The organism is Hyphomicrobium sp. DMF-1 (assembly GCF_027886585.1).
Classification (GTDB): domain Bacteria; phylum Pseudomonadota; class Alphaproteobacteria; order Rhizobiales; family Hyphomicrobiaceae; genus Hyphomicrobium_C; species Hyphomicrobium_C zavarzinii.
Window position 1 is genome coordinate 2,264,440 of sequence record NZ_CP115706.1, and the last position, 23,138, is coordinate 2,287,577.

22 protein-coding genes are annotated in these 23,138 nt (G+C 63.5%); 9 read left to right on the plus strand and 13 right to left on the minus strand.

Annotated elements, in window-relative coordinates; translation table 11 throughout:
• The first annotated feature begins 28 nt into the window (after window positions 1–28).
• A complete protein-coding gene (locus PE058_RS10370; RefSeq protein ID WP_040498780.1) occupies window positions 29–1,030 on the plus strand; it encodes an energy transducer TonB family protein in 1,002 nt (333 codons plus the stop codon).
• 69 nt (window positions 1,031–1,099) lie between these two features.
• Here the strand turns inward: PE058_RS10370 and PE058_RS10375 are convergent, their stop codons facing one another.
• Complete coding sequence (locus PE058_RS10375) at window positions 1,100–3,172, minus strand: TonB-dependent receptor domain-containing protein (protein WP_271030546.1); 2,073 nt, start codon at window positions 3,170–3,172, stop codon at window positions 1,100–1,102.
• Between the two features lie 211 nt (window positions 3,173–3,383).
• A complete protein-coding gene (locus PE058_RS10380; RefSeq protein ID WP_271030547.1) occupies window positions 3,384–4,250 on the minus strand; it encodes a MurR/RpiR family transcriptional regulator in 867 nt (288 codons plus the stop codon).
• Between the two features lie 126 nt (window positions 4,251–4,376).
• Here PE058_RS10380 and PE058_RS10385 point away from each other — a divergent pair, with 126 nt between their 5' ends.
• The 3 genes from PE058_RS10385 to PE058_RS10395 all read left to right on the plus strand — a co-directional run bounded on the left by PE058_RS10385 (window position 4,377) and on the right by PE058_RS10395 (window position 8,241).
• Window positions 4,377–4,682, plus strand: coding sequence for a DUF2218 domain-containing protein (locus tag PE058_RS10385; RefSeq protein ID WP_020087224.1), 306 nt, complete (start codon window positions 4,377–4,379; stop codon window positions 4,680–4,682).
• A gap of 169 nt (window positions 4,683–4,851) precedes the next feature.
• Complete coding sequence (locus PE058_RS10390; RefSeq protein ID WP_271030548.1) at window positions 4,852–6,462, plus strand: sensor domain-containing protein; 1,611 nt, start codon at window positions 4,852–4,854, stop codon at window positions 6,460–6,462.
• A gap of 255 nt (window positions 6,463–6,717) precedes the next feature.
• Window positions 6,718–8,241, plus strand: a complete 1,524-nt coding sequence (locus tag PE058_RS10395) for an MFS transporter (RefSeq protein WP_271030549.1) — start codon at window positions 6,718–6,720, stop codon at window positions 8,239–8,241.
• Between the two features lie 87 nt (window positions 8,242–8,328).
• On the opposite strand, the gene PE058_RS10400 is transcribed toward PE058_RS10395, so the two are convergent.
• Complete coding sequence (locus PE058_RS10400) at window positions 8,329–9,090, minus strand: DUF2147 domain-containing protein (RefSeq protein ID WP_271030550.1); 762 nt, start codon at window positions 9,088–9,090, stop codon at window positions 8,329–8,331.
• Window positions 9,091–9,305: 215 nt separating this feature from the next.
• On the opposite strand from PE058_RS10400, the gene PE058_RS10405 reads away from it, so the two are divergent.
• On the plus strand, window positions 9,306–9,566 hold the full coding sequence (locus PE058_RS10405; protein ID WP_020087228.1) for a hypothetical protein: 261 nt from the start codon (window positions 9,306–9,308) through the stop codon (window positions 9,564–9,566).
• Between the two features lie 87 nt (window positions 9,567–9,653).
• On the opposite strand, the gene PE058_RS10410 is transcribed toward PE058_RS10405, so the two are convergent.
• From PE058_RS10410 to PE058_RS10420, 3 genes are all read right to left on the minus strand, one after another.
• On the minus strand, window positions 9,654–10,118 hold the full coding sequence (locus PE058_RS10410; RefSeq protein WP_271030551.1) for an FKBP-type peptidyl-prolyl cis-trans isomerase: 465 nt from the start codon (window positions 10,116–10,118) through the stop codon (window positions 9,654–9,656).
• 87 nt (window positions 10,119–10,205) lie between these two features.
• Window positions 10,206–10,778: a TIGR00645 family protein gene (locus PE058_RS10415; RefSeq protein ID WP_020087230.1), complete on the minus strand. Its 573-nt coding sequence runs from the start codon at window positions 10,776–10,778 to the stop codon at window positions 10,206–10,208.
• Between the two features lie 260 nt (window positions 10,779–11,038).
• Window positions 11,039–11,329 (minus strand): PsiF family protein, encoded by a 291-nt coding sequence (locus PE058_RS10420; RefSeq protein ID WP_333780422.1) that lies wholly within the window; start codon window positions 11,327–11,329, stop codon window positions 11,039–11,041.
• A 389-nt stretch (window positions 11,330–11,718) separates the two neighbouring features.
• Here PE058_RS10420 and PE058_RS10425 point away from each other — a divergent pair, with 389 nt between their 5' ends.
• Window positions 11,719–12,048, plus strand: coding sequence for a hypothetical protein (locus tag PE058_RS10425; protein WP_245257703.1), 330 nt, complete (start codon window positions 11,719–11,721; stop codon window positions 12,046–12,048).
• A 137-nt stretch (window positions 12,049–12,185) separates the two neighbouring features.
• Here PE058_RS10425 and PE058_RS10430 read toward each other — a convergent pair whose 3' ends face one another.
• Window positions 12,186–12,416 carry a hypothetical protein gene (locus tag PE058_RS10430; protein ID WP_020087233.1) on the minus strand — a complete coding sequence of 77 codons (231 nt, stop codon included), beginning with the start codon at window positions 12,414–12,416 and terminating at the stop codon, window positions 12,186–12,188.
• Between the two features lie 218 nt (window positions 12,417–12,634).
• On the opposite strand from PE058_RS10430, the gene PE058_RS10435 reads away from it, so the two are divergent.
• Together PE058_RS10435 and PE058_RS10440 are read left to right on the plus strand one after the other, a co-directional pair.
• Window positions 12,635–12,985 (plus strand): hypothetical protein, encoded by a 351-nt coding sequence (locus tag PE058_RS10435; protein WP_271030553.1) that lies wholly within the window; start codon window positions 12,635–12,637, stop codon window positions 12,983–12,985.
• Between the two features lie 84 nt (window positions 12,986–13,069).
• Window positions 13,070–13,411 carry a hypothetical protein gene (locus tag PE058_RS10440; protein WP_271030554.1) on the plus strand — a complete coding sequence of 114 codons (342 nt, stop codon included), beginning with the start codon at window positions 13,070–13,072 and terminating at the stop codon, window positions 13,409–13,411.
• A 213-nt stretch (window positions 13,412–13,624) separates the two neighbouring features.
• Here the strand turns inward: PE058_RS10440 and PE058_RS10445 are convergent, their stop codons facing one another.
• The 5 genes from PE058_RS10445 to uvrA form a co-directional block, all read right to left on the minus strand.
• On the minus strand, window positions 13,625–13,894 hold the full coding sequence (locus PE058_RS10445; RefSeq protein WP_271030555.1) for a hypothetical protein: 270 nt from the start codon (window positions 13,892–13,894) through the stop codon (window positions 13,625–13,627).
• A 382-nt stretch (window positions 13,895–14,276) separates the two neighbouring features.
• A complete protein-coding gene (locus PE058_RS10450) occupies window positions 14,277–14,507 on the minus strand; it encodes a hypothetical protein (RefSeq protein ID WP_271030556.1) in 231 nt (76 codons plus the stop codon).
• A gap of 3 nt (window positions 14,508–14,510) precedes the next feature.
• Window positions 14,511–17,372, minus strand: a complete 2,862-nt coding sequence (locus PE058_RS10455) for a class I SAM-dependent DNA methyltransferase (RefSeq protein ID WP_271030557.1) — start codon at window positions 17,370–17,372, stop codon at window positions 14,511–14,513.
• Between the two features lie 143 nt (window positions 17,373–17,515).
• Entirely contained in the window at window positions 17,516–17,860 is a 345-nt protein-coding gene (locus tag PE058_RS10460; protein WP_271030558.1) for a zinc ribbon domain-containing protein YjdM, read from the minus strand.
• Between the two features lie 256 nt (window positions 17,861–18,116).
• Window positions 18,117–21,086 carry an excinuclease ABC subunit UvrA gene (gene uvrA / locus PE058_RS10465; RefSeq protein WP_083929237.1) on the minus strand — a complete coding sequence of 990 codons (2,970 nt, stop codon included), beginning with the start codon at window positions 21,084–21,086 and terminating at the stop codon, window positions 18,117–18,119.
• Window positions 21,087–21,374: 288 nt separating this feature from the next.
• On the opposite strand from uvrA, the gene PE058_RS10470 reads away from it, so the two are divergent.
• On the plus strand, window positions 21,375–21,830 hold the full coding sequence (locus tag PE058_RS10470; RefSeq protein ID WP_051113867.1) for an MEKHLA domain-containing protein: 456 nt from the start codon (window positions 21,375–21,377) through the stop codon (window positions 21,828–21,830).
• 58 nt (window positions 21,831–21,888) lie between these two features.
• Here the strand turns inward: PE058_RS10470 and PE058_RS10475 are convergent, their stop codons facing one another.
• A complete protein-coding gene (locus tag PE058_RS10475; protein ID WP_198011221.1) occupies window positions 21,889–22,758 on the minus strand; it encodes an AraC family transcriptional regulator in 870 nt (289 codons plus the stop codon).
• Window positions 22,759–23,138 lie beyond the last annotated feature (380 nt).

Genomic DNA, 23,138 nt, shown 5'->3' on the forward strand with positions numbered 1-23,138 from the left:
GCCGCACCTCACGTTGACAGATGAGCTCATGCAAACTGCCGATGAAACGTTTGCGCTGACTGAGCGGCTTGTTCCACCTCTGGAGAAGGGGCAGCGGCCGTTTCAGGTTGCGCTTGCGCTGGCGTTTCTTTTTCATGCGGCGTTGTTCATCGAGATCGGCCGTTCGGTTCCGCGCACAATGGGAGACCGGTCGGGCTCGAACGATGCGATTGCGGTGGAGCTCGTCAGTGCCGCCGATTTGCGCAGCCTCGAGTCGGTTGCGATGCCGCCGCCGGGTGCTGCGCCCCCGGTGAGCCCCACGCCGCCGGTTCCACCGCAACCAGAGCCACCGCAACAAGAGCCGCCGAAGCCTGAGCCGAAGCAGGCAGAGCCAGCACCTCCGCAACCGGCTCCGCCCGAGCCCGCGCCGAAGGCCGCGGAGCCGCAACCTCAGCCGCCGCCGCAAGAGGCGAAGCAAGCGGAGCCTAAACCGGAACAGAAATCGGCGCTGCCGGACTTCGAGACGCTGCTTCCCGATCTCGCGACCATCCCGCAGCCGGCCGATCCGCCGGAGAAGCCAGCCGAGCCGCAAAAGCAGGAGGAGGCGAAGCCCGTCGAAAAGAAAGCGGAGGCCGCCCAGCCTGCGGAGAAGAAGGCCGAGCCCGCCCCGCCCAAGAAGAAAGCCCAGCAGCAGGCGCGGCTCGAGCCTTCGCCGAAGGATGCCGCAGTCGCGCCTCCGGGACGCTCGTCCTCCGTCTCGCGCCCGCCCGGCATCACACGCTCGGGCGAGAACGACGAGTTCGGGCGGGGCGTGATCCGCGCCTTGCGCGCAACCATGCCGCCGCCGAGAGGTGTGTTCGGACGTGTCACGGTCCGGCTCATTCTGACCGAGAACGGAGACCTTGCGGAAGTGCGCGTGGTCGAGCCATCGGGGCGCGACGGGCTCGATCAGAGCGTCGTGTTCGCCACCAAGCAGACCTATTTTCCGCTGCCGCCCTACAAGTCGACGATTGCGGACCGGACCTTCGTCATCACCTACGTGTACCGGTGACGGAGCGCTGCTAAAGGAAGGGAGCGCCGCAACGCCTGCAGCGCTCCCCAAGGACAAGCTCGCGATCCGTCAGAACTTCGCGGTGGTGCTGAGAAGGAACGAGCGGCCGGGTTCGTAGAGCGGCGTCACTTCGCCGGGGAACTCGTGGCCGTAGGACGCTCGATCCGAGTAGGTCTCGTCGAAGATGTTCTGCACGTCGAGGCGGAACGTCAGATCGTAGGTGGAGAGCTGCGGCTTGTACTCCATGAACGCGTTCACGACCCGATAGGACGGGTAGGGCGGCGAGCCCGCGATAACGCGATCATACTCGGGCGCGAACTCGGCGTCTGCGCCGACGGTGAGGCCGGTTCCGGCGAACGTGTGAGCGGCGGTGACGGTGATGATTTCGCCCACGGGTGTCACGAGGTAGTTGCCGGTGTAGGAATCGGCCGGCAGGCCATCGATGGTGGCATCGATGTTTGCGTACTTCACGCGCAGGAAGCCCGAGCCCCAGTTGTAGCCCGCGCCGATCTCAAAGCCTTCGCTTTCCACGTCGCGGGAGATGAGGGCGATGCGGGCGCTGTCGATCTCGGTGCGGAAGATCGTTCCTTCGAGCGTCCAGCCGCCGTAGCGTGCGACGAGGCCCGCGGTGTAGTTGTCGGCCGTGGTAGCTTCGAGGCCGTTCGGATAGGTCCAGGCGGGGCTCATGATGAAATTCTCGGCGAGGGGCACCCCGGCCCAGACGTGCGAGTAGCCCGCCTTCGCGGTGAGGAAGCGGCCGAGCAGATCCTGCTCGCCGGAGATGTTGCCGCTGAGGCCGCTGTCGTTCCACTTCGAGCCGTTGACGCCGGTGAACCACTGCTGGTCTGCGCGGCCGCCGAACGAGAGGCGCGTGCCGAGAACCGGCTCGATCCTGGCCTGCGTATAAGCGCCCGCGACCGTGCTTTTCTCGCGCGGGTACTCACCGGGAAAATCGAGAGCGGCGCGGCTCTTGCTGAAGTCGATGCCGGCGATCACGTTGCCGGTGTCGAATGCGAACTTGTTCTCGGCCTTTCCGTTGAAGGTGTCCGTCTCGCCGAGGGTTGGCGAGACGCGCCCGTTGCGGCGATTGGTGAAGGGCGTGAAGACCTCGGTCTTGCTGTAGGCGAGCACGACCTTGGGGTCCCACCAGCCCTGGGGTGTCGCGTCGCTGTAGTTGAATACCGTCGTCTGCCGGTCGAGCCTGTACTCGCGCAGCGCGGGCTCGAGACCCAGCGGGGGAATGATCGCGTTCGCGCGATAGGGACGCAGCCCTTCGTCGTTCAGGCGCTCGTGGCTGATCTCGAAGCGATCGCCGCTGGTCGCCTGATAGGCGAGCTTGCCGATGCCGCTCAGGAAGTCGGTCTCGCTTCCTTCGACGGTCTGGCCGTTGCCTGCTTCGAAGTCGTCGCCATCGCCGAAGCTGAAGTAGCCGAGCGCTTCGAAGCCCTTGGACATGCCGTAAGCGGCGAGGTTGCTGGTGAAGACGTTGCCGTTGGTGTTGAAGGACGATTTCACGAACCCGCCGAGGCCGTCACGGTCCAGCAGGTCGCCGACGTCTTTCGTCTCGTAGGCGATGGAGCCTGCGAGTGCGCCGAATCCCGCGTCGGCAGGCGCCACGCCCGCGTCCACGCGAGCGGCCTTCAACAAGCTCGGGTCGATGAGATTTGTGCCGTTGTGGTGGAACACCTTGTTGTTCTGGCGGGCGCCGTCGACGGTGACGGAGAGGTTCGTTTCCTCGATGCCGTTGACGTACACCTTCTGCGACATGGGCAGCGAGCTGCCGACGAGGATGCCGGGCTGGCCGGAGAACACGTCCTTGATGTTGCTCGGATTGATCCTGGCCAGATCCTGCGAGGTGATGTCGGTGGTGTTGGTGCCGATGCTGGGCTCGGCGGAGACGGTTGTGGCCGCGGGTTTCGCCGCAGGCTGGGTTTCGACGGGCGCGGATGCGGCGGCTGGTGCGGGAGCCGGGTTGGCCACCTTCTTTTTCTTTTTCGCGCTCTGTTTGGCGGTCACTTCAAGGGGCGGCAGCTCGGCTGGCTGCTCCTGCGCGAATGCGGGGCCGAGCCCGATCCAAAGCGGTGCCCCCGTGCCGAGCATGAAGGCCGCGGATCGCGACCGAATTCCACTTATGTGACGCATAAATCTTCCCCAAGTCTGTCAGCGAAACGGAGCTGCGCAGATGCTCTGGCGGCTTCCAGCTTCAAAGGCGGCTGGCTGGCTAACGTCGCGGCGGGCGCGGTGGCTGGCTGGCTGATAGGGTTCAGATTTTAATTGCTGACTGTAGTAGTAAATAAAATGATCGGGCAGCCGCGAGAAGGGAGGGCGAGCGGTGCAGAATGGTCACAGGGGCCTATTTGTGCACGGCACTACGCAGCCTGGTCAGCCGCTCGAGCGTCGAGATGGCCTTCGGCGGGTTCTCGGCGGCCATCGCGAAATTTATTGCTTCGAGGCATACGAACGTTGCGCCGTGCAGAGCGATACGTCCCGCAAAGCCGCGCAGAACCGGGACGACGGCGGTTGCGTGACGCGTGAGCGCGACCTCTTTCGAATCTGTGATGAGGACGACCGGCGCCTTCAGGCGCCGCGCTTCGCCAAGTGTCGAGATCGCTTCGCGGAACGGCTTTCCGTAGGCGAGCATCACCAAGGCGTCGACGTTGCGCATTTCCAGGAGTTGCTCGGGAAGCGGCGACAGGCATCCGTCGAACACGAACGTCGGGTAGCCGATGCGGTTCAGCGACATTGCGAAATAGCGCGCCAGAAATGCGGTTGCACCAATTCCGAACACGCCAATTCTCTTGGCCGGTCTCAACTGCGCGACCGCGGCGAGAATGCTCGCTTGCGTCTCGGGTGCGGACAGGTTGTTGAAGGTTTCCTGGTGGTCGGCGAAGACCTGCTCGACGGCCGTTGCCGATCTTGCTTTTATCGAAGCGACGGTGCGGGCGATGGTGTCCGCAGGGGTTTGGCCGACGCCCGAGGCCGTTGCCACCACCCGCCGCAACTCGCGCAATCCGCTGAAGCCGAGCGCCTGGACTGCGCGGACGACAGTCGCGTCGGATGTCCGCAGGGCTGCTGCGATTTCCAGCGCCGACTGGGTCATGACCTCGTGCCGGTTGTTGTCGATGAACTCAAGCACCCGCGCGATCGCGGGAGAGACGTTGCGCGCGCGGACGCGGATGCGGTCGCTGAGCTTGTCGTTGGGCCTGCCTGCCGCCAGCATGTGTGATCCAGAAAGTACACTACTACAATCTAGTATTGAGATGTAGTGGATGTTACGCGTTGCGTTCAAGATCAATTCGACTGCGCCGCCCCATCCCGCTGCGCTGCATCAGTGTCATGGAAGTCTATGCTCGCAGCAGAAGCCCGCGTCAGCTCGGAGAAGGCCAGCCGCTATCTGGTGCAGCTCTGTAAGCACTTTGCTCACAAGACGACGGCCGAATACGACGCGGATCAGGGCCGCGTCGATTTCCAGCCGGGCGCATGCCTTTTCAGAGCTACCGAGGCCCAACTCCTCCTCATGTGCGAAGCGGAGACCGCCGAAGATCTTGAGCGCATCAAGCTCGTGGTCGCTGACCACCTTGTCCGGTTTGCGCGGGGCGAAGACCTCCGCGTGGAGTGGGCGGATCGACCGACAACGTCCGGCGACGGTTGAGATTTGTTTAAAAAGTCTCAACGGCAACAGATAATTAAGCATAAGCGCTAAGCAGAATTTCACGCGTCCGCGGCATTTTGAGCTGCTTTGTATGGAACGCCACCGGACATGGTCCGGGTGACGAAAGGGCGTTCCTGTCGAAACTGGTTCATTGCGATCGGCCGAGCCCATGACACGGACCCTGCGCCTTCCCACGATCCCCAAAGAGCTGGTTGGGCTTACAGCTCAGATCGCTCTGACCATCTTCGTGGTCGAGCTCTTTCTCCTGATGGCGATGCGGACGCAGCAGGGCGCACCGGCCAGCGTGATCGATCATCTCTGGGACGCGGCTTTCGTAACGGTCGTCAGTGCGCCTCTCATGTATTTCTGGATCGTCCGGCCGTTCGTCAACGCGGCGCTCGCGGCCAATGCCGAGCTGCAAAAGGTGGCGAGGACGCTCGACGATGCGCTGCAAGCCAAGAGCATCCAGGCGGAAGCTCACGCTTCGGCGCTCGCGCGGCTCAAGCTGCAGCGGGTGATCCTCGATCGCCTCGCCATTCTCTCCGAGACGGACGTGCGCGGCACCATCACCGAGGTCAACGACAACTTCTGCAAGATCAGCGGCTATTCGCGTGACGAGTTGATCGGGCGCACGCATTCGCTCGTCAATTCGGGCCTCCATCCCAAGTCCTTCTGGACCGAGATGTTCGCGACGATGGCCAGGGGCGAGGTGTGGCAGGGCGATGTTCGCAACCGCGCGAAGGACGGCAGCTATTACTGGGTCCATTGCATCAACTCCGCCGTGCGGAATGCGGATGGCAAGCTCAAGGGCTACATGAGCCTTCGCATGGACATCACCGAGATCAAGACGATCCAAGCCAAGCTGCACGATCAGAACGTGAAGCTCGATGCCGCCCTCAAGCACATGTCGCAGGGGCTTGTCATGTTCGATGACGAGCAGTGTCTGGTCATGTGCAACGAGCAATACGCGAAGATGTACGGTCTGCCGGCGCAACTCTGCGTGCCCGGAACCCCGCTCGCCGATGTGATCAACAACCACGTCATCACCGATATCTACCGGGACGGGATGCCGGCCGATTATCTGCCCGAGCGTGTCGCGGGCATCGCGCATCTCAAGGAAAGCGTTCATGCGCTTTCGAATGGCAACTCGATCGCGGTGGTGCGCAGCCCGATGCCGGAGGGCGGCTGGGTTTCGACGCACGAGGACATCACGCATCGCTTGCGTCTCGAGGACCGGATTACCCATCTCGCGCTGCATGACGGCCTGACCGACCTTCCCAACCGCACGCTTCTTCGTGATCGTCTCGATCACGCGCTGGCGAAGCTTGCGCCCGGCGACAGTGTCTCCGTGCTCTATCTCGATCTCGACCGCTTCAAGCAGGTGAATGATACGTTGGGGCACGCCGTGGGCGACGCGTTGCTCAAGGCCGTTGCCGAGCGGATCCGGGCTTGCATCCGGAAGACCGATACGGTTGCGCGTATCGGCGGCGACGAGTTCATCGTCGTGCAGGTTTCGGCGGATGCGATCAAGGATGCTGCCGTACTTTCGGAGCGCTTCATCGACGAGCTTTCGGCGCCTTATGAGGTCAAGGGCAATACGGTGAGCATCGGCGTTTCGATCGGCATCGCAATCGCGCCTCGCGACGGGGCGAACCAGGAGCAGTTGCTCCACAACGCCGACCTTGCGCTTTATCGCTCCAAGGCGTCGGGCCGGGGCACCTATCATTTCTATGAGCCGGATATGGCCGATCGGGCGTCCGAGCAGGCGAGCGCGGCCTGATCCGGCGCTTTCGGCCGGCGAGGCTGATAACGGCTTGCGTCGCCACAGGGCCCGGTGCGTTGCGCCGCGGGAACCAATCGTGAGCGAGGTGCCGCGAAACCTGCGTTCCCGATCTCCAACGCGTGGCCTCCCGTGACATTTCCCGAGCTTGACGTTAAGAGGCGCAGTCCTGACGGGGCTGTTCGGGCCTGGGCGTGCGCTTTGCCGTCCGGCCGGTTCCGATGAAGGCTGATCGGGTGGAGGCCCCGCTTACTCATGTCACAAGACGCCGCGTTCAACGCTGCGAAGGCGACGCGCCGCGAGTGGATCGGGCTTGCGGTGCTTGCGCTCCCTTGCGTGCTCTACTCGATGGATCTCACGGTCCTACATCTCGCCGTACCGCAGATCACCGCTGCGTTGAAGCCGAGCTCGGCGGCCTTGCTCTGGATCGTCGATATCTACGGCTTCATGGTCGCGGGCACGCTGATCATCATGGGCACGCTGGGTGATCGCATCGGCCGGCGGCTGTTGCTGCTGATCGGAGCGGCGGCTTTCGGCGTCACCTCGCTGCTGGCTGCCTTTTCCACGAGCGCCGAGATGCTGATCGGGGCGCGGGCGCTGCAGGGGCTTTCCGCCGCCACGCTCGCCCCTTCGACACTCTCCTTGATCCGCAACATGTTCCATGACGACGACGAGCGGGCATTCGCGATCGGCGTGTGGGTCGCGAGCTTTTCGGCGGGCGCTGCCGTGGGGCCGCTCATCGGTGGCGTATTGCTCAGCCATTTCTGGTGGGGCTCGGTGTTCGTGATCAACGTGCCGATCATGCTGCTGCTGCTCGCGCTGGGGCCGTTTTTGCTGCCGGAGTTCCGCGATCCCAACGCCGGGCGCATGGATCTCATGAGTGCGGCGCAATCCCTCGTGTCCGTGCTTTCCATCATCTACGGCATCAAGCGCATCGCCGAGGACGGCTGGGCCTTGGGGCCGGCCGCGGCGATCGGCGTGGGGCTCGTCATCGGTCTCTTTTTCTTCCGCCGCCAGATGCAGCTCGCCGATCCTCTGATCGACGTGGGTCTGTTCCGGGCGCGCGGTTTCAGCGCCGCGCTTGCGACGAACATCATTGCGCTGTTCGTCGTTTTCGGCACCTTCCTGTTTATCGCGCAGTATCTTCAACTCGTGCTCGGCATGGGGCCTCTCGAAGCGGGTATCTGGACGGCGCCCTCTGGGATCGTGTTTGCGCTCGGCTCGATGGCCGCGCCGTTTCTCGTGCGTGCGTTCCGGCCCGGCACGGTGATCGCGTGGGGCTTTCTGCTGTCGTCGCTCGGCTTCGCTTTGTTGACGCAGCTCAGCGCGGCACACAGCCCGTGGCTGCTGTTTGCAGGCATGATGATCTTCTGTCTGGGGCTTGCGCCGATCGGAGCGATCACGACCGATCTCGTCATGGCCGAAGCACCTCCCGAGCGAGCCGGAGCTGCGTCCGCAATTTCCGAGACGAGCTTCGAGTTCGGCGGCGCTCTCGGCATCGCGGTGCTCGGCAGCATCGTGACGGCGCTCTACCGCAGCGCGATGGGCGGAGCCGTGCTGGGCGACATGTCTCCGCACTCCGTCGAGGTGGCGCGCGACACCCTCGGGGGCGCGGTCTCTGTCGCTCATCAGCTCGGGGGAGACGGCGGCGAACGGCTGTTGGCGACGGCGCGCGAGGCGTTCGTCTATGCGTTCGAGGTGACGTCGGCAGTTTCCGCCGTGGGGGCGATCGTGGCAGCCGTGATCGCGGCGCTGCTCCTCAAAAAAGTTGAGCGGTGACGATGCATGGGAGGCGCCCTGCATCGTCACCGCGCTTTCGTCGGCAGGATCTAACGTGCTTCTCGTTGGGGACGAATGGAAAGCACGCTAGTCGCGGCAAGGGACCGAGATGACGCGGCCGACGTAGGGGATCTTGTATTTGCAGGTGCGCTTCGGCTCGGCGTCGAAGCTCTCATCCTGCGACGCAGCAGGCGCGGTGGCTGCTTTTGCCGGTGCCGCTTCCTTCGTCGCGACAGGTTCTGCTGTTGCAGCGGGTGCTGCAGCCGGGGTGACCTCTGCGACGCGTTTCTTCGGCGCGCCCATGAGGGCAAGCGAAGCGCTCGATGCTCCAAGCGAACGTGTTGATGAAGGCTCACGCGCGGGCTCTTGCGTAACGGGCGTGACGTCCCGCGTGGCGGCGGGCTCCGCCTTGGCTTCGACCACCTGCTTCGGGGCTGCTGCCGTCGTCTCGCCGCAGCGTGTGATGGTGTCCGGCGCGCGGTTCCAGGTGAAGGTCTTGCTGAAGAACGATCCGGCGTTGCCGACCACGCGGAGGGTGCTCTCTCCGGTGCGGGCGAGCTCGACGCTGTATTTCTTTCCGCGATCGGGGCTGTAGATCCAGCCGCCGCCGTCCGGCGTGACGTTGCCGAGGATCTGCATTCCGCAGCGCTTCGCGTTTTTCTCGTCCTTGATGTGGACGACATAGCCGCACAATCCAGCGCCCGTGGCGCAGGGCGCGATCTCGACCGCGCCGCGCCCGTTGTGATCGAACCAGATGCCGGTGGGGTCGGAAGCAGCTTGCGCGGAAGCCGACCAAAGCATCGCTGCCGCCGCAGCGGCGAGCCTCAGGGTACGGGTGTTCATCTGCATGACGCGCCTTCCTTCTCGGGGGTGTCCATGGCCGGGAGTTTGGCGGTGGCCCAGGCGGGGGGCTATTCCCTGGGGAACAGGTGACGGTCTTTGCTGATTGGTGAGGCGTAAACCTTGGGTTTGCCTTGCGGGCAGCTTGTCTCCAGGATGCGCGATCCCGCGTGGAGGCCCGCCGGAATCTGGGCTAGACTGGCCCCGAAATCGGAGATGCGATCATGAAACGCCTGATCTTGCCCGTTCTCGGAATTGGAGCGCTCGTCGCGCTCATGCCGGCAGCGGTTCGCGCGGATTCCTATTGGGAGGTGGAGCACGCCCGTGCCAATGCGCGGGCTGGCGGCCCCGTGAGCGAGCGTGACGCCGAGTTGCTCGAACGCTATGGCTGCCTGAGCGGAACGCGCAGCGCGTTCTGTCAGAAGCTCTCGGGCGAACCCAGCAAGAAGGCGCGCTACCGTGCGGAGCGTCGCGCTCGCCGCTAGCACGCGTTTGCGCCTCTATGGAAGCGAACGGCGCTCCTGGCCTTTGCGGTCCGGAGCGCCGTTCCTTTTATGTGCGTCTGCCGCGGGCTATTTGACGTCCAAGAGCTCGACGTCGAAGATCAGCGTGGCGCCGGGCGGGATGACGCCACCCGCGCCTCTCATGCCGTATCCAAGCTCCGAGGGAATGACGAGGGTGCGCTTGCCGCCGACCTTCATGGAGGCGACGCCGAGATCCCATCCCTTGATGACCTGCCCCATGCCGATCTTGAACGGGAACGGCTCGCCGCGGTCTAGGGAGCTGTCGAACTTCGTGCCCTTCTTGCCGTCCTCCAGGAGCCAGCCCGTGTAGTGCATGATGCAGGTCTGCCCCTTCTGGGGCGAGGCTCCGGTGCCGATCACCGTATCGGTGATCTGCAAACCGCTTTCCGTTGTCACAGTCTCTCCTACCTGTTGGGCCGTCGCGGCGGCGGGGGCGACGAGGATCGCCGTGGCGCCAAATGCGAGGGCGGTTGCCGCTGCCGCGAGGGTATTGGCGGGCCTTGCTGTTTTCATCTTTTTTCCTGCTCCCTGGGTTCGATGTCTCGAATGCCGGGGCCGTATGTAGCCTAACACTATGGCGAGAGGCAGAGGAACATTGCCTCAGTGCGCCGCGCCGGCCTTGGCGGGCTTCGCCCCGTTGGCGGCATGGCTCAAATGATCCACGTAGGCGATGCCGATGGCCGACAGGATGAACGTGACGTGGATGATGGTCTGCCACATGACGCCCGCCTCCGTGAACTTGGCGCTCTCCATGCCGAGATTTCCGGCCTCGATGAAGGTCTTCAGGAGATGGATCGAGGAGATGCCGATGATGGCCATGGCGAGCTTGATCTTGAGCACGCTGGCGTTGACGTGATCGAGCCATTCGGGCTGGTCGGGATGGCCTTGAAGCCTCAAGCGGGACACGAAGGTCTCATATCCGCCGACGATCACCATCACGAGCAGGTTGGAGATCATCACCACATCGATGAGGCCCAGCACGATCAGCATGATCTGCTGCTCGCCGAAGGAGCCCGCATGAAAGAGGAGGTGGATGAGCTCTTTCATGAACAGGAAGACGTAGACGCACTGCGCGATGATGAGGCCAAGATAGAGCGGCACCTGTAGCCAGCGCGATCCGAAGATGAGCGACGCGAGCGCGCGAAGCGGGGAAAAGGCGGGCTGTGCGGACATGGTGCGTACCTCTGCGGGTGAGCTTGCTCTGCGAAGACGCTGTGTCTTCCTCGTGAAAACGAGGGGCGCTCGATAGCATCCGCGATTGCAATTCTAAATGCGGCATGCAGGAAGCCGCGCACGCACGTAGTTCTCCTGAAGGGGTGCATTTTGGCGTTATTTTACGGGGTTTGAATGGGGTTCAATGGCGAAGCCGCGACGCTGGCGCGCCGCGGCCTCATCCGCCATCGAGGGGAGATCGCCGGATCTGTGGCTGTCCGTCAGCTCTTGTGCACGTCCGGAATCGGCCTGTGTGCCCTGAGCGCGGTCTTGCAGGCCGAACGGAATTTCACGCGGTCCTTGCCATGCAAGCCTTTGGCGTCTGCCTCCTGCGAGCACTGGATCGAATCCGGGCTTCTCGCCTTCGCCGTCTTCGTAGCCGGCGCCGATTTGTTGGTTGCGGCGGGTGCGTTCGACTGCGCGTTCGAACCGTAGTTCGCCGCCATCGCTCCGCTGCTCGCGATCAACATGGCCGAGGCGGCAAGCGCCGGGAGATATTTCAAAGCCTTCATCGGGGTCATTCCTTCCTTGAAACCTACATTTCAAAAACGGGCTGGGACATGCCGCCCGGCCCGCTTTCGGGATGGGGCCGGACGGCCTTCTTGCGGGGGAGGCTACTGCCTTCGCCCACTCCTAGTGATGGGGGTGAGCCCGGGGCTTCGCCAGCGGTGCGGCGTATACAAATCGGTAAAGCGCTTGGGGCGTCGCGGGGAGCAGGGACTGGTGGGGGGCGGGCGGGATTAAGCCTGTTAGCGCCCGCGAAAACACGGCGCTCCCGCGATTTTCGGCCGGTCGCGGCTTCATGTCCGATGTTCACATTTGAATCCGGCCGCGCTCTCGGATTTTATGGGGCGGGTGAGTCCTGCCCGGGCCGGCCAGGCCCGGACGACGATGATCTAAGATGAGCAAGAGCCGCGAAGGCGCGAGAACGGAGTTTGAAGTTATGGCGGACACGACGGATACGACCGAGGCGATCAATCAGCTCAAGCGCGAGAACGCGGAGCTTTCCGGTCTGGCTCTCGCCACGGGCGTCATTCTCACTCAGCTTCTGCAGACCATCTGCAAGCGTGAGATGAATCCCCAGCAGTCGGCGGGCAAGATCATCGCCAACGCGCGCGATGCGGTGGAGGGCTTCACGGCGCAGTCCGGGGCCGATCCCGTGATGAAGGCGCGGGCGCTCGAGGCGGTGAAACAGTACGAGGATCAGATCCGCTCCGTGCTGGCCGTGTAAGGATCGCCTGATCCTAGGGCCTGATCTCAAGACATCTGAAAGCGCCGGGAGTTTTTCCGGCGCTTTCTCTTTTATCTGCGTGAGATTTCATGTGCCGCGCTGGGCTGCCTCGACCCGTGCAACTCGCGGACGCTCGCTCAGCAGCCGTGGCGCACCACGCAGCGGCGGAAGCGCCAGCCCCATCCCCAGCGAGCGCGGCATTCGCGATACCAGAAGCGGCAGGAGCGGCGAACCTGCACGGTTTCCACCATGCTGGGCTGCGACAGGGATTTTCCGAGGGCGGCGGCGTTGGGGGCGGCACTGGAGGACGGGATTCCGATACAAATCATCGCGCCGGCGGCGAAGGCCGCGGCAGTGAGCTTGTGCATGGAGTTGTCTCCTTCAAAATTCGACCCGGCTTCACTCAATGTATGGGTGCGGATTTTGTTCCGGAAGGCAGGCTGCGGGCAAAGGGGAGCGGGCTGCGTCCTTCACAGCGCGATTACCGTCTCGCGTGTGTTTCGAGATGCGAGCGGCCGCCGGTGCCCGATGTGCATGGCGGCCGCTGGTCAGGGTGTCTCGTTGTGGCTGAGGATCAGAGATTCATGTGCGTGCAGATCAGGACGCCGCCTATTTCCGTGCACAGGCGGACGCAGCCTTTGGTTTCAATCGCGGTGACGTGGAACTTGGCATCGATGGTGACGGCGTCGGCCGAGCTGGTTCCGATTTTCGTGACAGCTTCCGCCAGCGCGCGCTCGGCGATAGCGCGAGCTCAGGAATCATTGGTGTGAATGTTGGCCATGTGGTCTTTGATGTACTGCGCGTTCAGGCTTGCCATGTACGGGTCCTCCAAAAAGTTACGCAACTTAAGATTGCATTACTTTCATGCGAGTGGCAAGCACTACTCCGTTGTCTGTGCTTTTGCCTCCGGGGCCGCGGCTTCTCTTCGCGCCCATGATCCCGCTGGAACAGACGGCCTGATGCGGGCTCTCTAGCGTTCCGTGCGACGGCGGAATGCGCTGCGAGAGAGAAGGGTTTCCCCATGATGCGCATCTTCGATTGGCTGTTCGTGAACCAGTTGTTCCGCACTACCGAGCGCGGCGATGCAGTGTTCTATCCCAACGGCGTCACGGGCCGCGGCTACCTCCTGCCGCCTTCGCGCGAGGCGGAGGTGCGCGGGGGCGTGCGGCGCTTGGTGCTGCTCGCGCTCGCGAGTGTGCTGGCCGTCGTGGTGATCGCGCCGCGCCTCATCGAGGGCTGGATGGGTGCTGCCATTCCGCTCGGCTGGTTCGTCGGCGGCGCGCTGGCTGTGCTTGTGATCGAGACCGCGCTCATCATCCGCGCCCTGGCGCGGCTGACGGAGGGGCTTGAGCCTCTTCCCTGATCATAGCGAGCTGCATCCGCGCGCGGCGCGCGCAAGCCTTTCCGAAAGCACGGGCCTGTCTGAAACGGGGACTGTCGCCGCCCTATGCCGGCGACAGCCCCGCTCCGCGTGGCAAGCGAACGCGTGTCTTGCCGCTTTCGTGGACTCGCGGACAGACGCTCGCTCTTTGACTGGACGTGCTTCTGATCGGAAAATCGCTTTTCCGGAAAGGCTCTAGAACTCGATCCAGATGCCGTTGTGCCAATAGCCGCGGCCGTGGCCGACCTCGCGCCAGCGGTAGCGATGGGCCTCGGCCTCTGGCCATCTCCAGTCGTCGGCGTAAACGCGCAGGCCGAACTCAGGCTTGTACTCGTGGCGCTCCTTGACGCGCCAGCAGTCGCCTTCGGCGTTGCAGACGACGGCGGCCGAGGCGGTGGTGGCCATGAGGGCGAGCGTGCCGGCGAGGGTGAGGCCAACAGTGGCGATACGCATGGTGACGTACATGGGCTCCTCCTGTGTTGGGGGCTTCTCGTGTTGGCGCGCCGGAAACGCTCCGTGGGCCGATTTGGTTCAGGCGCAGCGTCGAGGCGTGTGCGCGGGGCGAACGGCGCACCGGGGAAGGAGCGGGATTTGGGTTGCGAGTCAGGGGGTAGGCAGTGGGCAGTAGGCAGTAGGCAGTAGGCAGTAGGCAGTAGGCAGTAGGCAGTAGGCAGTAGGCAGTAGGCAGTAGGCAGTGTTGAGGGGCGGTCCCGCTCGCGTTTTATCTGCGCTCAGCTCCGGCAAGACCTGCCCAGCTCGCGTCATGCCGAAGGCATGCGCCAAGAGAGTGCCGCCGGATGAGCGGGATGGGGAGAGGGTAGGGGCGAGCGGAGAGGGCGGGATAAGATTAGTCGCGTGCGCGGAAGAATCGGAGCCAGAACAGCCATATCAACAGGGCAATCTGCGATGCGACGGCGGCCCACATATGCCACGGCACAGCGGTCTCCCGCGTGGCGACGTCCCACGACACGAGCGCGAGGATCACCGCAGGTAGAGGCCACATTGCCGGCAGAACAGCGAATTCAAACTCCTTGTTGTCTTCCCAATATTGCCGCAGGGCTCTCCACCATCCGATCATGCTCTAAGCCTCCTGCTTCGCCGCGCGCTCCTGATTCAGCGCGAACAGGCGTTCCAGGATTTGATCATCGGACAGATCGTTTGGCCAGCCGTAGGCGGCGGCTACGGCTGTGTCGAGATCCTTGTGGGCGAGATCGAGCCAAGCGGGGCGCTCATTGTAGAGCTTGGTCAAGGTGCGGTTTTTCAGGATGGCGGCGGCCTTGTCGTCGACCGGCAGGATGCGGTCGGGGTAGCCGGGGACGACTTCGGGGACGCGCTGGACAAGGTCCGGCGGGTTGAGCCAGTTTTCGCGCAGCTCGTTCAAGCGCGCGGCGGCTTTGGCGATTGCGATTGCGCGCGGGTCGCTCGCGTAGTCGGCCGCCGGGATGTTCGGCGTCAGGCCTTCGGGAAAGGGGAAGGTCTCGAAGCCAATCGATGGAGTGTATTGGGGGTCGTTTCCAACGCCGTGTCGCCCGCCTTGGCGAAGCGACCAAGTCTCATGATAGCGGGATTGCAAGATTCCGAACGTGGTGTCATCTTCCCGCGCAATTACGACAAGGCGCGTGTCTGGCAGCACAGATTTATCCAGCCAGACAAACAGTCGATGCTTAGACACGCGCGGAGTGACGATGAATCGGCGGGTAATTTTCTCGATTGCACGCCGCAATCCGGGCCGTGCCTCGGCATGAATCCACCAAAACTTGCGGTAGGCTTCGCGCCGTAAATTCGATCGTCCCGGCTGGACGTTCTGCTGAATAAACTTGAAGGGCAATTCATAAGCCGCAGCTTCCTGCTCACTCATACAGACGCCGAAATCTATGATCCATCGGTTTGTTGAGCGATCGGTGATGTCCGCGCCGTTTGCCCATGGTCTAAGCACATCAGAGTTGGGCCTGTTGTTTGGATTGCGGGGGGCCAACAACCACTTTTCTGCTTGTTCGCGTTCGATTTCGAACTGTCCTGCTTTTGTAATTCCTTGATAGGCGCAGCCCCCGTTTCTAGCTAATGGGGAAGCTGAGCCTATGTCGATTGAGCTTGATAGATCCGAACTAATGCTGGCGACTGGCGATCCATCTAGCTTTATCGAAATGCTCTCGTCGATCCGGAAGCAGACCATTGATACGCGAACAGCTGCACCGTCAACGACCCATGGTTCATCTTGCCAAGCTTCGAATATCGAGCCTTCTCGCAGTATCTTGGCCAACAATTCTCGGCTGTTTCCGCGCCGGATGGACTGGGTTGCTACGAAGCCGGTCGCCTCTGAAAGTCCCGACGTCATCGCTTTCCAGGCTTTTAAGAACCAATAGGTTACGAGATCTACCGTTCCCGAAAGCTGCGGATCAAAAACACTTCTAATAGAGTTGGTGTAGCGTTCTCCTAGGATCCCGATCATTAGTTGGGTCCCTAGAAAAGGTGGATTGCCGATGATGACGTCGGCTTCGGGCCAACTGGCTTCGGTGCCGTCCGCGTTCAGGAGGGCGTCGCGGCACTCGATGGTTTCGAGCGACTTGAGGATGGGATTGTCGGACACGCCGAAGTTCTTTTCGCGCATCCACTGAATCTCTCCGATCCAAACCGACACGCGCGCCAGCTCGGCCGCGAACGGGTTGATCTCGATACCCTTCACGCACTCGGGGCCGACAGCAGGAAACTCCGGCGGTAGTCCAAGCTCCTGGGCTTCGAAGTTGACGCGGAACTCGATGTCCTTCAGCGCCTTCAAGGCCAGATAGAGAAAGTTGCCGGACCCGCAGGCGGGGTCGAGCACGCGAAAGTTCTTCAGGCGCTCCAGGAACTCGCGGCGCAGCGTCACCGCCTCGTTGTAGACTTTCGTCTTCGCGCTTGCGGACTTGGCGGTTTTCGACTGAGCAAGTTTCGCCTCGATCTCAGTGCGCTTATCGGCCCATTCGCGCAGTAGCGGCTCGATGATCACGGGCTTGACGATCATCATGATCTTTTCGGCGTCGGTGTAGTGCGCGCCGAGTTGCGACCGCTTCGACGGGTCAAGCCCGCGCTCGAACAGCGTGCCCATGATGGAGGGGTTGATCTCGGACCAGTTGGCGCGAGCAGCTTCTAGGGCGACGCGGATGTCGTCAACGGTCAACGGTAGGGCGGTGCCGTCCTCGAACAGACCGCCGTTGAACCATTGGATGGCATCGAAGCCCACGCGGCCGTTCTTGTTGGCCATTGCCCCGAACAGGCCTTCGGCATTGGCGACGAACTGGCTTGGGTCGTCAAGGCTCGCCTGGAGCATGCGCTCGAAGAGGCGCTTTGGCAGAAGATCGACGTCCTCGGCGAACATGCAGAAGACCATGCGATTGACGAAGTGGGCGACTTTCTCTGGGTTGTGACCGCGGTCGCGGAGGTTCTGAGCCAGCGCGACGAATTTCTTGGCGACCTCTTCGGTGGTGGCGTTGGCCGAGCGCTTGGGCTTCAGTTGCTCGACGTTGGCTTCGTCGAACGCCCATTTCAGCTTTTGGCGCAAGCGTGCATCGGCGAGGTCTTCGAGCTGCAACACGTGCTTCTCCTGGACCATGCTGGTCCAGTTGGTGTGCAGCTCGATGCGCCGCATATCGGAAACGATCAGCAGCGGAGGGTTTTCGAGATCGCTGGCGTAGAGGCGGAGCTGCTTCAGCGCTTCGCCGAGGTCCTTGCCGGGGCTTTTGTACTCCCAGGCGAAGCAGTTGCGTTTCCAGGCGTCGGCGTAGCCACCGCCGCCGCCGGTCTTGTCGACGTTGATCTCGAAGCCGTAGCCCTGATCCATCAGCGAGGTGCCGGTGGGCTTCGGCACGCCGAGAAGATCGCACAAACCATTGAAGTGGATGTGCGCGCCCTGCTTCTCGTTGAGGTCGGAGTTTTTCCAGTTGGAGATGAATTCCTCAGGCGTCACGTTACCCCACCTTCTCGACTATTTTTATGTATATGCCCGCGGGGAGAACAAGATCAGTTCTCTGTTTAAATTCAAGCGCGAAGCTTACATTTCGCCGCCGACATTGCCCTCTCTATGACCTCTTGTGGGGATCATGCCCCCACTCACGCCTTCTTCACGAACTCGGACTTGAGGCTCATGGCGCCGATGCCGTCGATTTTGCAGTCGATGTCGTGATCGCCGCCGACGAGGCGGATGTTCTTCACCTTCGTGCCCATCTTGATGACTTTGGACGAGCCTTTCAGCTTGAGGTCCTTGATCACGGTGACGGTGTCGCCGTCCTGCAGGACGTTCCCCGCGGAGTCGCGGATCATGGTTTCGTCCGCTGCTTCGGACGCTTGCGGGGCGTCAGCGCTCCATTCGTGCGCGCACTCCGGGCAGATGAGGAGGCTTCCGTCCTCATAGGTGAAGGTGGAGTTGCACTTGGGGCAGGGAGGGAGCGTGCTCATGTCTGTGTTCCGGTTCGTGGTCCGTGATGCGGGGTGTTGTGGGCAGTTGAGGTCGCGACGATGAGGTGAGCCTGGGAATCGCGAGCATCCGGCGCTAACCTCATGCGCGGTTATAGAGCATGGAGACAGCCGTCATGTCGAAAGGCCAAAGAGCACAGAAGGAAAAGCGCAAGCCGAAGAAGGAGAAGCCGAAGGCCTCTCCCGGCGGCAAGTGAGCTGGTTGGAATGACCGGGCAGGCGGCCGGCGCGCGGGTCGCTACTCCGCCGCCTGCTTCTTGCCGCCTGATGACTTGGAGCGCCTGACCAGAAGTTCCTTGAGATAGCGGCCGGTGTAGCTTTCCTTCACGGCTGCCACGTCTTCCGGCGTGCCGGCCGCGACGATCCTGCCGCCGCCGTCGCCGCCTTCGGGGCCGAGGTCGATGATCCAGTCGGCGGTCTTGATGACCTCGAGGTTGTGCTCGATGACGACGACGGTGTTGCCGGCGTCGGCCAACTCGTGCAGCACCTCCAGGAGCTTCGCCACGTCGTGGAAGTGAAGGCCCGTAGTCGGCTCGTCGAGGATGTAGAGCGTGCGGCCCGTGGCGCGGCGTGACAGCTCCTTCGACAGCTTGATGCGCTGCGCCTCGCCGCCCGAGAGCGTCGTCGCCTGCTGGCCGATGTGGATGTAGCCCAAGCCGACGCGGGCCAGGGTCTCCAGCTTGTCGCGGATCGGCGGCACGGCCTTGAAGAAGTCGGCGCCTTCCTCGACCGTCATGTCCAGCACGTCGGCGATGGACTTTTCGCGGAAGGTGACCTCCAGCGTCTCGCGATTGTAGCGCTTGCCCTTGCACTGGTCGCAGGTGACGTAGACGTCCGGCAGGAAGTGCATCTCGATCTTGATGACGCCGTCGCCCTGGCAGGCCTCGCAGCGGCCGCCCTTCACGTTGAACGAGAAGCGGCCAGGTCCGTAGCCGCGCGCCTTCGCCTCGGGCAGGCCCGCGAACCAGTCGCGGATCGGCGTGAAGGCGCCGGTGTAAGTGGCCGGGTTCGAGCGCGGCGTGCGGCCGATGGGCGACTGGTCGATGTCGATCACCTTGTCGAGGTGCTCGAGGCCTTCGAGCTTGTCGAAGGGGGCCGGGTGCTCGCGCGCGTTGTTGAGCTTGCGGGCGACGGCCTTGAAGATGGTGTCGATCAGCAACGTGGACTTGCCGCCGCCCGAGACGCCGGTGATGCAGGTGAGGAGCCCCAGAGGGATCTCGGCGGTGACGTTCTGCAGATTGTTGCCGCGCGCGCCGGTGACTTTGAGCGAGCGGCCCTTCTCGGGCTTGCGGCGCTGTTTCGGCAACGGGATCTGGCGGGCGCCCGAGAGATACTGGCCGGTGAGGCTCTTGGGATCCGCCATGATGTCGTCAGGCGTGCCCTGCGCGATGATCTCGCCGCCGTGGACGCCCGCGCCCGGGCCGATGTCCACCACGTGGTCGGCGGTGAGGATCGCGTCCTCGTCATGCTCGACGACGATGACGGTGTTGCCGAGGTCGCGCAGGTGGCGCAGCGTGCCGAGCAGGCGGTCGTTGTCGCGCTGGTGCAGGCCGATGGAGGGCTCGTCGAGTACATAGAGCACGCCGGTCAAGCCGGAGCCGATCTGCGAGGCGAGGCGGATGCGCTGGCTCTCGCCGCCGGAGAGGGTGCCGGAGGAGCGGGATAGCGTGAGGTATTCGAGGCCGACGTCGTTCAGGAAGACGAGGCGCTCGCGGATCTCCTTCAGGATGCGCGTCGCGATCTCGGTCTGCTGCTTGGTGAAGGTCTTCGGAACCTCGGCGAACCACTGGTTGGCGGCCTTGATGGAAAGATCGCAGACCTCGCCGATGTGCTTGCCGCCGACCTTCACGGCGAGGGCCTGCGGCTTGAGGCGGTAGCCGTGGCAAGAGTCGCACGGGTGGGCGCCCTGGTAGCGGGAGAGCTCCTCGCGCACCCAGTCGCTGTCCGTCTCGCGCCAGCGGCGCTCGATGTTGCCGATGACGCCTTCGAAGGCCTTCGAGGTCTTGTAGCGGCGCAGCCCGTCCTCGTAGGTGAACTCCACCTCCTCCTCGCCGGTGCCGTAGAGGATGGCGAGCTGCACGTGCTTGGGCAGGCGCTCCCATGGCATCGACATCGGCACCTTGTAGTGCTTGGCGAGGGCTTCGAGCGTCTGCTCGTAGTAGGGCGAGGTGTTTCCGGTGCGCGACCACGGGTAGACTGCGCCGTCCTTGAGCGAGAGCGTCTGGTCGGGCACGACGAGGTCGGGCTCGAACTGCAACTCGGTGCCGAGGCCGTCGCATTCCGGGCAAGCGCCGGCGGGCGCGTTGAACGAGAAGAGGCGCGGCTCGATCTCCTCGATGGTGAAGCCGGAGACGGGACAGGCGAAGCGGGCCGAGAAGGTGATGCGCTCGTGCGTCTCGTTCTTGCTCTTGTTGGCGCCTTCGGTCTCGGCCTTCGAGAGCGGCTTGTCGGCGAACTCCGCGACGGCAATGCCGTCGGAAAGGCCGAGGGCGGTCTCGAAGCTGTCGGCCGCGCGCTTGGCGATGTCGGCCTTCACGACGAGGCGGTCCACGACGACGTCGATGTCGTGCTTGAACTTCTTGTCGAGCTTGGGCGCGTCGGGGATCTCGTAGAAGCTCCCGTCGATTTTGACGCGCTGGAAGCCCTTTTTCTGGAACTCCGCCAACTCCTTCTTGAACTCGCCCTTGCGGCCGCGCGCGATGGGGGCCAGCAGGTAGAGGCGCGTTCCCTCGGGCAGTGCGAGCACGCGGTCCACCATCTGCGAGACGGTCTGGCTTTCGATGGGCAGGCCGGTTGCGGGCGAATAGGGCACGCCGACGCGCGCGAACAGCAGGCGCAGGTAGTCATAGATCTCGGTGACGGTGCCTACGGTCGAGCGCGGGTTCTTGGAGGTCGTCTTCTGCTCGATGGAGATGGCGGGCGACAGGCCGTCGATGTGATCGACGTCCGGCTTCTGCATCATCTCGAGGAACTGGCGGGCGTAGGCCGAGAGGCTTTCGACATAGCGGCGCTGGCCTTCGGCGTAGATGGTGTCGAAGGCGAGGGACGATTTGCCGGAGCCCGAGAGGCCGGTGAACACGACAAGGGCGTCGCGCGGGACCTCGAGGTCCACGTTCTTCAGGTTGTGCTCGCGGGCGCCCCGGACGTGGATGGTTTTCATCAACTCGGAGCCGGGGCGGGGGGCGGACTTCTTCGGGGATTTGCTCATGGCGCCCTACGTAGCGCGCCGGCTGGGCGGCGGCAATGCAACCCAACGGCGCGGCGGCAAATATTGGCGTGAATGCCGGGATATAGGATGCCTCGGTCGATCTTCACATCCCGGTTTGGCACGGGATGCCCGGCGGCACCCGCAGAGGGTGTGCTGGAGGAGTGGTCTCTAAGCTTAGGCGGGACAAGCAGAAATTCAGATTTTCTGGCTCGCCCTGTTGCTCTATGTCTGCTGCAATCGCTCTTGTCTGCTCAAGGCTGTAGCTCGCCACGGATGGCTGTCTCCACGATGCAAATGCCCGATCTCGACGACGCGCAGCGTGCCCACGTCGCCTGCATCGCCGACAGCTACGCCCGGCTGACGGGGCAGCCGCTGGTCGCGGGCGGAAGCGGCTTGGCGGCCGCGCTGTGGTCGGCCCCGCTTGCGATCGTCGCGCATGGCACCGAGGCCGATCCGATCTTCTTCTTCGGCAACCGAACCGCGCTCTCGCTGTTCGAAATGAACTTCGACGCTTTCACGCGGTTGCCGTCGCGGCTCTCGGCCGAGCCGCTTCATCGCGACGAGCGCGCGCGTCTGCTCGAGCGGGTCACGCGCGACGGCATCATTACGGATTATGCGGGCGTGCGGGTGTCCGCGACAGGCAAGCGTTTCCGCATCGCCAACGCCGCGGTGTGGAACCTGACGGATGCCCAGGGAGCGGCGGCTGGCCAAGCCGCTGCGTTCAGCGAATGGCATCCGCTCTGAGCCTGCCGGGAAGCCGGATAGACCCCGTCGCGACGCGGGGCATGTGTCCGGAACACGCTCAGCGGCGCCAGCGAACCTCGCCAGGGGTCATCCCGTATTCCTGTCGGAACGCGCGATTCAATGCGGAGGCCTCGGGAAACCCGCATTCGAGCGCGATCGATAGGATCGATCGGCCGGCGTTGTGCGGGCTCTCCAGCATCGCGCGGGCACGTGCGACGCGGGCCTGGCGCACGAAGTCCGAAAAGCTCGTGCCTTTGCGGGCGAGTAGCCGTTGCAGATGGCGAGGGGTGACGTTCTGGCGGGCGGCGATCCATTCGAGGCTTAGGTTGGTGTCTCCCAGGTTGGCGAAGACGTCGGCTTCGAGGGCTTTCAAACGAATGGAAGCGAGCGAGGTTTGTGCCGCTTCCTGCTGAAATTCCGCCGAGGCCCCGACCGCCAATGCCAGCATGTCCTGCAGGTGGCGCGCGGCGATGGCCTGGACCGCAGTGCCCGCCAGCGGATCGGCCTCAAGCAAGCCCCCGTAGCGGGCGAGCAACGAAAGCATGGGGACGTTCTTGCGGATCGCCAGGATGGGCGCGGAGCCGATCTGCGATGTCAGGCGCGCGATGTCACGATGGGCTACGCTCAATGCCCAGCATGAGCTGCGCTCGTGAAGTACGAGCCGCATCTCCCTTGCCTTTGACAGAAGCACCGCATCGCCGGGCTGGAGAATGATGTCGTCTCTGCCCGGCGCGACGACCGTCATGCGTGATTGTGGCATCACCAGCATGAGGTCGTCGCAGCCGTCCTTGACGAGCGACGCCGTGCGCGCGGTTGCCACCGCTGACGAAATCGCGGTTCCCCAGCTGGCTCCGGGAACGATCCGCAGGCCGGCCGTGTATTCGAACGGCGCGTCGGGCGCCAGGGCCTCGACCTCGGTCTTCATCATGTCGGAAAGGTAGTCTCGCAGCGCGGAGAGGCGCTTGTGGTCCGGGACGCTGACAGCGGAGAAGCCGAGCGACGGTGCCGGTTGCGAGGTGTCTGGTTCCATTGCGCATCTCAGAGCTTCGGTATGCCGACTATGAGCACGGAGGGTTCGCCCGATCAACCCGCACAGCGAATTTCTCTTTGAAACTGCAACGCTTTTAGCACATCGGCAGGAATTCGCGCGGGAGGTCGCCTGGCGTCAAGCCCGAGGTCGCCGGGCGTCAATACGGATAGGGGGCAATCCTTATCTTGCATCCGGGCGGGTGCGCGAGTCGGTGGCCGCGCTGGGTTCATAGAAGAGGGCAGGATGAAGTCGAGGTCGTCAGCAAATCGCGTGGCGTT